The organism is Synechococcus sp. R6-7, assembly GCF_047461695.1.
Lineage (GTDB): Bacteria > Cyanobacteriota > Cyanobacteriia > Thermostichales > Thermostichaceae > Thermostichus.
Map to the genome: position 1 here is coordinate 1 of NZ_JANSHS010000155.1, position 12,073 is coordinate 12,073.

Below are 12,073 nucleotides of genomic sequence, written 5' to 3' on the forward strand. Positions count from 1 at the left end.
TCAGGAGAGTTCAGCGTGAATGTATCAGTTGTGGGGATCCGTACTCCACTATGGGTGGAGAGAAAAAGTGGGCTTGGATCCCAGTCCTAGTGGATGTAGCCGACTTGGGTGAGCGTTCCTTGACTTGGGCTTAAGTTATACCCTTGTCGGCATGAGTTTTGACGCTGTGGCCCACTCGGCCAGGTGATAGAACAGAGTCAAACCCAACAGCATTTGGGAGGTTTGTTGTCATGGCTACGTTGCAACCCAAAGTGACCCACCAGCTTTTGGCGGCCTTAGCCCTGTTTGCCTGTCTGGGCTTGTTGCCTGCTTGTGGCGAGAGCAGCAGCAGCACCGTCAGCCCCCCCAGCATCACCCCCACCCCCACCGGCTCATAATTCGGCTGGTTTTTGCATGCCCTTGCAGCGGTTGCCCAAGTTGGTTCAGCCTTGGGCTTTGAGGATCGCGGGGATCTTTTGTCTTTGTCTGCTGGCGGCCTGTGGAGGATCCCCTACCTCGATGGAGCCACCGCGGGCAGGGGAAGTGCCGATTGCCAGCTTCCTGTGCCGGTTGGATCGCCAGACCCGCAGCTTCACGGGGCCTATTTACGCCGAACAGCCCCAGGTTGCTACCTGCAACCCCGGTCGCCTTACGCCTGCAGCAGCCCAAAAGATGATGGATCGGCTGAATTTTCTACGGCTGTTGCACCAGTTACCGCCGGTGAAGCTCAATCCTCAGTTCCTAGAAGCCGCCCAGCAAGCGGCCTTGATGCAGGTAGCCAATGGTACTCTCAGCCACCAGCCGCCCCCTTCTTGGCGCTGCTTTACCCCTGCTGGGGAGGCGGGATCCCGCTTCAGCAACCTGGCGGTTGGGCCCATCCTAGAGCTGAACGGCCCCGATCCAGGCCGGGTGTTGGCGCGGCAGGTGGACATCTATTTTGCCGAGCCAGGTCGAGAAAACTTTGTGGATGTGGGGCATCGCCGCTGGAACCTGTATCCTCAGTACGCCCAGGGGGCCTACGGCATTGTCTTTGACCCACGGGCTGGACGGGTGACCCAGGCCAACGCCAACTGGATCTTCGGTTTTGACGAGTCGGTGCCAGATCCAGAGTTCATCGCCTTCCCGGAGAAAGACGGCTACCTCTACCGCCTAGAAGGGTTTTCCGGCCAGCCCCTGTCTGCCTACCGCTGGTCTTTCTCGGTGCCCAGCCGTGGCGGCAAGGCTGATCTCAGCCAAGCCCAAGTCCGCATCACCGATGCCCTCAGCGGCGAGCCGGTGCCTGTTGGAGATCTCCGCGTGGGGGATCCCGCCTTTGGCCTGGAAACTTTGACCTACTCCGTGGGTTCGATCCAGCCCAATCGCAACTACACCTTTGAAATTAGCGGCATTCGCCTCAACGGTGGCCCCCCCCGCAGCTACCGCTACACCACCGCTCTCTACGACTGCGATCCCCAAACTTCCCAACGGCCCGCACCCCTCACCGAAGGGCTGGGGATCCCGCCCCGTCTGCTCTGGCAGATGGAGCCTTTCAACTCTTTCAACCCTCTCAACTAGCTTTTCCTCACCCCCAGCCCCTTTCCCAAAGGGGAAAGAGGGGTCTGCTGCTCCTGGAAGCCTGACTTTATGCATAAAGCGCAATTCGAGAATGACAAAACTGCATAACCTGTTACAAAGTGTAACTGCCAATACCAAAGTTAACGGTTCGTCATCGCTAGGGTAGCCAGTGTTCACCCCACGGCAGCGATCATGGCGAACCAATTTGAACGCCTCAAAAGCGAAAAGGATGGGCTGGCGGTCAAGGCCGAGCTGGAGGCGTTTGCCCGGATGGGTTGGGAGAACATTCCTGAAGACGACCGGGATCACCGCCTCAAGTGGCTGGGGATCTTCTTTCGCAAGCGCACCCCAGGTCAGTTCATGCTGCGGCTGCGCCTGCCCAATGGGATCCTAACCAGCGGCCAAATGCGCATGTTGGGCGCAATCATCCACCCCTATGGAGAACAGGGCGTAGCCGACATCACCACCCGGCAGAACCTGCAACTGCGGGGCATCCCCATCGAGGAAATGCCCCAGATCCTGGGCTACCTGAAAGAGGTAGGCCTGACCAGCATCCAGTCGGGCATGGACAACGTGCGCAACATCACGGGATCCCCTCTGGCCGGTATTGACCCGGACGAGCTGATCGACGTGCGCGGCCTCACTCGCAAGGTGCAGGACATGGTTACCAACAACGGCGAGGGCAACCCTTCCTTCAGCAACCTGCCGCGCAAGTTCAACATCGCCCTCTGCGGTTGTCGTGACAACTCCGTGCATGCGGAGATCAACGACCTGGCCTTTGTACCTGCCTTCAAAGAGGGCAAGCTGGGCTTCAACGTCCTGGTGGGCGGCTTTTTCTCGGCTCGCCGCTGTGCAGAGGCTATCGGCCTGGATGTCTGGGTGGATCCCCGCGATGTGGTTCCTCTGTGCGAGGCGGTGCTGCTGGTCTACCGGGATCACGGCCTGCGGGCCAACCGGCAAAAGGCGCGGTTGATGTGGCTCATTGACGAGTGGGGCCTAGAGAAGTTCCGGGCGGCTGTGGAGCGCCAGACGGGCCACCCTCTGCTCAGGGCAGCGGAAAAAGATGAGGTGGTCTGGCACAAGCGGGATCTGCTGGGGGTGCATGCCCAGAAGCAGCCGGGCCTCAACTTTGTCGGCCTGCATGTGCCGGTGGGGCGGCTCAACGCCCTGGAGATGATGGAGCTGGCCCGCTTGGCGGAGGTGTACGGCTCCGGAGAGCTGCGGCTGACGGTGGAGCAGAACGTGCTCATCCCCAATGTGCCCGACTCCCGAGTGGCTTCCTTGTTAAAAGAGCCGCTGTTGAAGAAGTTCTCCCCCAACCCAGGGCCATTGCAGCGGGGGCTGGTGTCCTGTACGGGCAACCAGTTCTGCAACTTTGCCCTTATCGAGACCAAAAACCGGGCTGTGGCCTTGATGGAGGAGCTGGAGGCGGAGCTGGAGATCCCCCAAACGGTGCGCATCCACTGGACGGGCTGCCCCAACTCCTGCGGCCAACCCCAAGTAGCCGATATCGGCCTTATGGGCACCACTGCTCGCAAGGACGGCAGGGTGGTGGAGGCCGTGGACATCTACATGGGGGGAGAGGTGGGCAAAGACGCCAAGCTGGGCGAATGCGTGCGCAAAGGGATCCCTTGCGAAGACCTCAAGCCGGTCTTGGTGGAGTTGCTCAGGGAGCACTTTGGGGCCAGGCCGCGTCAGCATCCGTCCGCCGCCCAGGCTTCTGTTTTGGTAACCCGCTAGCGGTTCTGTTGCCGTCCTGAAAGTTTTTCTTTACTTCGTCGTTGTAAATCTTGGAGGTTTCGATGTCTAAGCTGTTCAGCACTTCCTCTCCCGTCTCCCGTCGGCAATTTTTGGCCGGGGTGGCTGCTCTCACGGCTGGGGCGGCCACGGCTGGGATCCCGCGCGCCCAATCGCAATCCTTGGGCAAAGGCTACTGGGTGGCGCAGGCCGATACTCCCGAAACCACCAGCGCCAAGCTGGGGTTCATCGCTCTAACCGACGCGGCCCCCCTGATCATCGCCAAAGAAAAGGGGTTCTTTGACAAGTACGGCATGAAGGACGTAGAGGTGGTCAAGCAGGCCTCTTGGGGCACCACCCGCGACAACTTGGTGCTGGGATCCGCCGCCGGCGGCATCGATGGGGCACACATCCTCACCCCCATGCCCTACCTCATCACCACCGGCAAAGTTACCGATGGCAAGCCGGTGCCTATGTACATTTTGGCCCGTCTCAATCTGGACGGTCAGGGCATCAGCATTTCCAACCAATATCGGGATTTGCAAATCGGCCTGGATAGTTCCCCCCTCAAGGCCAAGTTTGCCGAGCTTCGAGCTGCCGGCAAAGATCCCAAATGTGCGATGACCTTCCCTGGTGGCACCCACGACCTATGGATGCGCTACTGGCTGGCCGCAGGCGGGATCGATCCCACTAGCGACGTCTCCGTCATTGTGGTGCCGCCGCCGCAGATGGTGGCCAATATGAAATCCAGAACCATGGAAGCCCTCTGTGTGGGCGAGCCTTGGAATGCCCAGCTGGTGAACCAAAAAGAGGGGTATAGTGCCCTCACCACCGGCGAGCTGTGGAACGGCCACCCGGAAAAGGCCTTTGCCCTGCGGGCCGACTGGGTGGATGCGCACCCGAAAGCCACCCTTGCCCTGTTGAAAGCGGTGCTAGAAGCCCAGATCTGGTGCGACCAGATGGAAAACAAAGAGGAGATGTGTCGCATCATCGGCGACCGCCGCTGGCTGGGGGTGCCTGTGCCCGATATCTTGGGCCGTTCTCGGGGCACTTTTGACTACGGCACCGGCAAGGTCGTTGAAAACAGCCCCCACCTGATGAAGTTCTGGCAGAACTACGCTTCCTACCCCTTCAAGAGCCACGATCTCTGGTTCTTGACCGAAAACATCCGCTGGGGCTATCTGCCTGCCGACACCGATACCAAAGCCTTGGTGGAGCGGGTGAATCGGGAAGAACTCTGGCGAGAAGCTGCCAAAGCCATTGGTCAGGGGGCAGCCATTCCCCCCAGCACCTCTCGAGGAGTGGAAACCTTCTTCGACGGGGTGCAGTTCGATCCCGAAAATCCTGCCGCCTACCTGGAGAAATTGGCGATTAAGAAGCTGGCCTAATTTCCCAACTTTCCCCAGCAAGTTAGCTGCAAACCCTCTGTCCAGGAGAGAAGGGATCCCCGAATCCCCACAAAGAGTGTTCACCTGAAACCCCTTCTCTCTTGGGATCCTCTTAAGTTGACTTCAACCTTACTCCCAGCAAGCCATGAGGATTTTCCACTCTGCCCTACAGTTGGGCTACCACCTCTTTCGGATCCTGCTTCCCCTACTGGTTGGCCTAGGCCACTGGCTGCTGAAAACCAGCCCAGGCTTTGTTCTTCAGTCCAATGCCGGGCTCCACTCCCCGGCCAGCTCTGCATCTTCTTCTGCTTGGAGGCAGCGAGTCCAAATCCACCAAGTGCTGCGCCGCGTTCTTTTGCCCACCACGGCCATTTTAATAGTGCTCGTTCTCTGGCAAATTGCCTATAGCCGCCCCGGAGCCAACTTGCCCACCCCTCTCCAGGTTTGGCAGGACACCTGGGATCCCCTCATTAAAGATCCCTTTTTTGACTATGGCGGCAATGCCAAAGGGCTGTTCTGGCAAATTTGGGCCAGCTTGCGGCGGGTGTTCATTGGGTTTGCCCTGGCCGGCTTGGTGGGAGTTGTGGGCGGCATGATCATCGGGGTCAATCGCTGGCTGTACGAGGCTTTGGATCCCATTTTTCAGGTGCTGCGCACGGTGCCGCCTTTGGCCTGGCTGCCGATTTCTTTGGCTGCCTTTCGAGATGCCAACCCTTCCGCCATTTTCGTAATCTTCATTACGGCCCTCTGGCCCATTTTGATCAACACCGTTGTCGGCGTACAGCAGATCCCTCAGGATTACCGCAATGTGGCGAGAATTGTGCGCATGTCCGGCTGGAAGTACTTTTTCAAAATCGTTTTCCCGGCAACTGTGCCCTATATTTTTACCGGCTTGCGCATTGGGGTGGGCTTGTCTTGGCTGGCCATTGTGGCAGCGGAAATGTTGATTGGCGGTGTGGGCATCGGGTTCTTCATCTGGGATGCCTGGAATAGCTCCCGCATCAGCGAAATCATTCTGGCTTTGATCTATGTCGGGATGGTGGGTCTTCTGCTGGATCGCATCACGGCTTGGATTGGCTCGCTGGTGGTGGCTGAGGATCGCTAAATGAGCTTGGCCGAGTTTTAGATTGGTTGCTGACAATTTCTCCATGCTCTCAGAAATCATCTCAGGGGAATCATGAAGACCCAGCCTTACATTGAAGTGGATCATGTCGACAAGGAATTTCTCCTCGACAACGGAGAGGTCTATCCTGTCCTGAAAGACATCCACCTGGAGATCCAAAAGGGGGAATTTGTCTCGTTGATCGGCCACTCCGGCTGTGGCAAATCGACCCTACTCAACATCATCGCCGGCCTGGAAAAGCCTTCCCGCGGAGGCATTCTCCTGGAGGGCCGACAAGTTACAGATCCCGGCCCAGATCGCATGGTGGTGTTTCAGAACTATTCCCTGCTGCCCTGGCTGACGGTGCGGGAGAACATTGCCCTGGCTGTGGACGAGGTGCTGGGATCCCTTCCCAAAGCGGAGCGGGACCGGATTGTGGAAGAGCACATCCGCCAGGTGGGGTTGCAGGGGGCAGCCGACAAGCGACCGGCCCATCTGTCAGGAGGGATGAAACAGCGGGTAGCCATTGCCCGGGCTTTGGCCATCCGTCCGCGGGTGCTGCTGTTGGATGAGCCCTTTGGCGCTCTGGATGCCTTGACGCGCGGCAACCTGCAGGAGCAACTGATGGAGATTGCCCAGGCGGAGCAGCTCACCTGTGTCATGGTTACCCACGATGTGGATGAGGCGCTGCTGCTTTCGGATCGGGTGGTAATGATGACCAATGGCCCGGAGGCCCGCATTGGCCAGATTTTGCGGATCCCTTTTCCTCGGCCCCGCCATCGTTTGGAAGTGGTGCGTCACCCCGACTACTACAGCCTGCGGGGAGAGATGATCTACTTTCTCAACCAGCAAAAGCGGGCTCGCCAAAAAACGCCTGTTCGCGTGGCCATTGCCAAACACGGCCTGGAGAAGGTCAATTTGGAGGTTGGCTTTGTGCCCCTCAACGACTGCGCCCCGCTGGTGGTGGCGCAGGAAAAAGGCCTGTTTCAAAAGTACGGCCTGGAGCAGGTCACCCTGGTGCGGGAGCCAGGCTGGAAGACCATCTGGGAAGGGATCCGCTCCGGTCGGCTGGATGCGGCCATGGTGGTGGCCGGGATCCCGTTGGCCTCCACGTTGGGGGTGGGGGGAGTTCCGGTGCCTTTGATTACCGCGCTAACCCTCTCCCGCGGCGGCAACGCCATTACCTTTGGGCGCAGACTTTTGGAGCGAGGCGTTCAAAGCCTGGCGGATTTTCGCCAATACCTCAACCACACCCCCGACACAGTCCACACCCTGGGAGTGGTTCATCCGGCTTCCATGCAAAACTTCCTGTTGCGGCACTGGCTGGCCGGTGGGGGGGTGGATCCGGATCGGGACGTTACGTTGACGGTGATCCCGCCGCCGCAGATGGTGGCCCACCTCAAGGCCGGCAACATCGATGGCTACTGCGTGGGCGAGCCCTGGAACTCCCGCGCCGTGCGGGAACAGTTGGGATTTATCGTCACCACCACCCCTGAAATCTTACCCAGCCACATCGAAAAGGTGCTGACGGTGCGCCAGGATTGGGCGCAAAACTACCCCCGTACCCATGTAGCTCTGGTCAAGGCACTACTGGAGGCTTGTCACTACTGCGATCAGCCGCAGCACCGTTCTGAGATCTTGGAGTGGCTGGCTCAGCCCCAGTATGTGGGCGTGGCCCTGGAGGATCTGCAGCCGGGGTGGACGGGTATTCTGCAGCGGGGAATTGCCGATGAATCCCAAGCCCTCACCGGTTTTCACCAGTTTGCCAACGGGCGCAACACCTGTCCGGAAAGATTGGAACACCTCTGGATCCTGACGCAGATGGCTCGCTGGGGACTCTGCGCTTTTCCCCGCAATTGGGTTTCGGTTCTCGACCAAGTTCTGGACAGCGAAACCTACGCCCTAGCCGCCAGAGAACTGGGCCTTCCGGATCGGGCCCACGACCGCGGAGCTTTACTCTTTGCCGATGGATCCCGCTTTGACGGAGAGGATCCCGTTGCTTACCTGGAGTCGGTGGCCATCCGGCAGGATCTGAAGCTGCAGGAGTACCGGCTCAGCGAAGTTTAGCTTTTGTTACCTTAAACTCTCGATTGGAAAACACCATGATGACCAGCTCCCGCACGTTCTCCTCACCGCTATCTTCTGCTTCTCCGGTTGCAGGACTGCCCCTTCTTTGTCTTCAGAATGTGGGCAAGACCTACTTCACCTCAGCAGGGCCCTTCGTTGCGCTGGAAAATATCAATCTGGAAGTGGCCGCCGGTGAGTTTGTTTGCATTATCGGCCACTCGGGTTGTGGCAAATCCACCTTGATCAACATGGTGGCGGGTTTTTCGACTCCCACTTCGGGATCCATTACCCTCAAGGGCCAGCCCATCACCTCCCCAGGGCCAGATCGGATGATGGTGTTTCAACATTATTCCCTTTTGCCCTGGCTGACGGCTTTTGAAAATGTTTATCTGGTGGTGGATCAGGTTTACCCAAACAAATCCCGGCGGGAGAAAAGGGAAATCGTTGAAGAACACCTAGAATTGGTAGGTTTAGCAGAGGCAGCCCACAAGCGGCCCAAGCAGCTTTCTGGAGGCATGAAGCAAAGGGTTGCCATTGCCCGCGCTCTTGCCGTTCGTCCAGAAGTTTTGCTGTTGGATGAGCCTTTTGGGGCCTTGGATGCCATTACCAAGGAAGATCTACAAGATGAGCTGCTGGCCATTTGGCGGGATCACCGCTGCACAGTTTTGATGATTACCCACGACATCGACGAGGCTCTCTACTTGTCAGACCGTGTGGTGATGATGACCAACGGCCCCGCTGCCCATATCGGCGAGATCTTGACCATTCCCTTCGAGCGACCGCGCATCCGCTCCCGCATTATGGAAATGCCTGAGTTCTACGAATTGCGTAACCGCGCCCTTGACTTCCTCTATCGCCGCTTTGCCCATGGAGGGGATTGAGCTAGGGTTCAAAATACTTGGAGAGGGAAGTTGATGGCCACTGCTCCGGTTCAGGTAGTTCCAACCGATCTCCCAATGGAGGAGCGGGTCTCTAGCTTGCCCAAAACCCTTGCCGACTATCTGGCCAATCCAGTTGCCCAAACCAAATGGGTAGATGGCTACATTGTGGAGAAAGTGGGGCAAACCTTAGGGCATGCAAAGATCCAAACCCGACTTCTCTTCCGTTGGCTCGGTTATGTTGAATGTCTGCCAGTGGGGGGTATGGTTTTGGTGAAGGCTCCCTGCCAAACGACAGGCAAAGTCAGAAGACCTGATGTTGCCTACCTGTCTCCAGATTTAATCCAGCAATTTGGAGAGGATATTGCCACTTTGCCGCAGAGCTATCCCCTCACTGGAGAGATCCTCTCCCCAACCGACTCTGGAGAGGACATTTTCTTGAAAGCCCAGGAGTATCTCAGCTCCGGTGCGCTGGAAGTCTGGCTGGTTTTTCCCAAAAGCAAATTTATTTTTATCCAGACTCAGGATCGCCACCTTTGGCTAACCGAACAAGAGACTGCCAAAAGCCAGGTTGTATTGCCCGGATTTGAGATCCAAGTGGCCGATCTCCTCGGCTAAGAGATCCTTAACCTGATGGCCTATCGGGATCCAAAATGCAAGACACTTATCCATCCTGACAGGGATCCCCACTCATGGTGACCGCGATGGAGTCGGAAAAAGCTGTCATCAAAACCCTATGTCCCTATTGCGGTGTGGGATGTGGATTGGAGGCGGTTTCGACAGCCTCAGGTGACTGGAAAATGAGAGGCGACCGGGAGCATCCTTCCAGCTTGGGGATGGTCTGTGTAAAGGGGGCTACGGTTCTGGAGGCAGTTGGTCGAGATCGGCTGCTCTCTCCCCTGTTTCGGGAGAGCTTGGATCAGCCCTTTCGCCGCATTTCTTGGGATCAGGCTTTTGAGGAGATGGTTTCTCGGCTGCGCTGCCTCAAAGACAACCCTCACTCCATGGCTATGTATGGATCGGGGCAGTTGCTCACTGAAGACTATTACGTTGCTCAAAAGCTCATTAAGGGCTGCCTGGGCACCAATAATTTTGACACCAACTCGCGCCTGTGCATGTCCTCGGCCGTCTCGGCCTACACCCAATCCCTGGGATCCGATGGCCCCCCCTGCTGCTACGAGGATCTCGATCTCTGCAATCTGGCTTTTCTGGTGGGCACCAACACCGCCGAGTGCCACCCCATTCTTTTTAATCGCTTGAAGAAGCGGCACAAGCCCGGATCCCCCCTCAAAATGGTGGTCGTGGATCCCCGGCGCACTCAGACAGCAGAAGCTGCCGATCTCCACTTAAAAATTCGCCCCGGTACGGATATCGATCTTTTCAATGGGATTGCCCATTTGTTGTTAAAGTGGGGATCCATTGCTGCTGATTTTATCGAGGGCTGCACCCAAGGTTTTGCTGAATATGCAGCTTTGCTGGCCGATTATGAACCGCAGATTGTGGCCCAGCGCTGTGGAATTGCAACTGAGGACTTGATTAAAGCGGCCAAGCTTTGGCAGGGATCCCAAAGGGTTCTCTCCCTTTGGTCGATGGGCCTAAACCAGTCCAGTGAGGGCACCGCCAAGATCACCAGCTTAATCAACCTGCATCTCCTGACCGGGCAAATTGGCCGACCGGGGACCGGCCCCTTTTCCTTGACCGGCCAGCCCAATGCCATGGGTGGTCGAGAGGCAGGGGGGTTATCTCATCTGCTGCCGGGATATCGGCTGGTGAGCCATCCCCAGCATCGGGCAGAGGTGGAGCAGGCTTGGGGTTTGCCCGGCGGCTCCATCTCCCCCCACCCAGGGCTGAGGGCTACCGAGATGATTGCCGCTCTGGAAACCGGATCCCTGCAGTTCTTCTGGATTGTGGCCACTAATCCTTTGGTGAGCTTTCCGGATCTGGAACGGGTCAAAAAAGCCCTGAAAAAGTCTCCCTTTACCGTTTACCAAGAGGCTTATTACCCTACAGAAACGGCAGAATATGCCCATTTGCTTTTGCCCGCCTGCCAGTGGAGCGAGAAAACCGGGGTGATGACCAACTCCGAGCGCAGGGTTACCCTTTGTCAAGCCTTTCGAGACCCCCCTGGCGAAGCCCGACCCGATTGGGAGATCTTTGCTGAAGTGGGGCGCAGGTTGGGCTTTGAAGCGCAATTTTCCTTCCAAACCGCGGCAGAGGTTTATGCAGAATTTGCCGCCCTTACCGCAAATCGCCTCTGCGATCACTCCGGCCTCAGCCATGCCCTTTTGGCAGAACAAGGCCCTCAGCAATGGCCTTATCCCAAAGAAAGAACCTCGGCCCCTAAGTCCACTCGCCTCTACACAGATTGGCGTTTCCCGACCCCCGATGGCCGCGCCCGCTTTATCCCGCACCATTCCCGTGGCCTAGCAGAGCCGCCGGATCCCCAGTTTCCCTACGTATTAACCACGGGCAGGCTTTACGGCCATTGGCACACCCAAACCCGTACCGGCAGGATTGAAAAAATCAAGCACATGCACCCCCAACCCTTTATGGAGATCCATCCTCGCGATGCGGAAAAGCTGGGCCTCCAAGATGGGGATTGGGTTCAGGTGCGTTCTGCCCGCGGGCGGGCCTATTTCCCGGCCAAGATAACTGCCAACATTGCCCCTGGAACAGTGTTTGTGCCCATGCACTGGGGATCCCTCTGGGCAGAACAAGCCGAGTGTAATGCCCTCACCCATGACATCAGTTGTCCCGATTCCGGCCAGCCGGAATTAAAAGCCTGTGCCGTTGCTCTTGAGAAAGCCGACCCACCGCTCAAGCAATCCCCTCAACTCTAGATTTGGTTCCTAATCGAGGTTCCCATGACTCTGTTTCAGTTTGAGCAAGATTTTGCCGACTCTCTGCGATGCATCCCCATGACCTTGCGCCTAAAGCTGGATTTGTGCGGGATCAAGCTCAAGCTCCATCAATGGGCCAAGTTTTCCTTAGAAGAGCGGCGGAAGTGTGTTGATTGGCCCTCTGAATCTCCACAGGATCTAGAAGAACTCCGCAACCATCTGCGCCATTTGGTTCGCTCCATCTGCCACGAAGAGGTGCAAGAGATTCCCATTGATCCCCAGCCTGAATGGCAAAATCCGCACCAGATCCCAATGGCTGTCCAACAAAAAGCTCAAGACCTGGGGATCCGGCTTGCCCTCGATTTCTGGAGAAACTTGCACGATATCCAGAGATTTGCCTTGCTGAAGTTGAGCCGATCCCATCACGAAAACAAAAATTTCTTGCCCGCTCTGCGAGAGTTTGGCCTGAAGATGGCGAGGGATGGTGATTGCAGTTACTGTAAACTACCCGGCTCCGACCGCTAAGCG

General features: G+C 57.5%; 10 protein-coding genes. All 10 read left to right on the plus strand.

The genetic code is table 11. From position 1 onward, the window contains the following. The first annotated feature begins 230 nt into the window (after positions 1-230). The 10 genes from NW815_RS05315 (at position 231) to NW815_RS05360 (ending at position 12,070) form a co-directional block, all read left to right on the plus strand. A complete protein-coding gene (locus NW815_RS05315; RefSeq protein ID WP_187147246.1) occupies positions 231-377 on the plus strand; it encodes a hypothetical protein in 147 nt (48 codons plus the stop codon). 16 nt (positions 378-393) lie between these two features. Then, positions 394-1,533, plus strand: a complete 1,140-nt coding sequence (locus NW815_RS05320) for a CAP domain-containing protein (protein ID WP_414387799.1) — start codon at positions 394-396, stop codon at positions 1,531-1,533. Between the two features lie 192 nt (positions 1,534-1,725). Continuing rightward, positions 1,726-3,273: a ferredoxin--nitrite reductase gene (locus tag NW815_RS05325; RefSeq protein ID WP_414415783.1), complete on the plus strand. Its 1,548-nt coding sequence runs from the start codon at positions 1,726-1,728 to the stop codon at positions 3,271-3,273. 62 nt (positions 3,274-3,335) lie between these two features. Beyond that, positions 3,336-4,658, plus strand: coding sequence for a CmpA/NrtA family ABC transporter substrate-binding protein (locus NW815_RS05330; RefSeq protein ID WP_414330505.1), 1,323 nt, complete (start codon positions 3,336-3,338; stop codon positions 4,656-4,658). Positions 4,659-4,803: 145 nt separating this feature from the next. Then, the gene (ntrB, locus tag NW815_RS05335) at positions 4,804-5,763 is read left to right on the plus strand and encodes a nitrate ABC transporter permease (protein WP_099834651.1); all 960 of its coding nucleotides are present in this window, start codon (positions 4,804-4,806) and stop codon (positions 5,761-5,763) included. A gap of 72 nt (positions 5,764-5,835) precedes the next feature. Further along, on the plus strand, positions 5,836-7,827 hold the full coding sequence (locus tag NW815_RS05340; protein WP_414415784.1) for a nitrate ABC transporter ATP-binding protein: 1,992 nt from the start codon (positions 5,836-5,838) through the stop codon (positions 7,825-7,827). 38 nt (positions 7,828-7,865) lie between these two features. After that, positions 7,866-8,708, plus strand: a complete 843-nt coding sequence (locus tag NW815_RS05345) for an ABC transporter ATP-binding protein (protein WP_414390471.1) — start codon at positions 7,866-7,868, stop codon at positions 8,706-8,708. Positions 8,709-8,741: 33 nt separating this feature from the next. Beyond that, positions 8,742-9,323, plus strand: a complete 582-nt coding sequence (locus NW815_RS05350; protein WP_414390465.1) for a Uma2 family endonuclease — start codon at positions 8,742-8,744, stop codon at positions 9,321-9,323. Positions 9,324-9,409: 86 nt separating this feature from the next. Further along, the gene (locus NW815_RS05355) at positions 9,410-11,545 is read left to right on the plus strand and encodes a molybdopterin oxidoreductase family protein (RefSeq protein ID WP_414390470.1); all 2,136 of its coding nucleotides are present in this window, start codon (positions 9,410-9,412) and stop codon (positions 11,543-11,545) included. A gap of 24 nt (positions 11,546-11,569) precedes the next feature. Continuing rightward, the gene (locus tag NW815_RS05360; protein WP_414384194.1) at positions 11,570-12,070 is read left to right on the plus strand and encodes a nitrate reductase associated protein; all 501 of its coding nucleotides are present in this window, start codon (positions 11,570-11,572) and stop codon (positions 12,068-12,070) included. Positions 12,071-12,073: the final 3 nt, after the last annotated feature.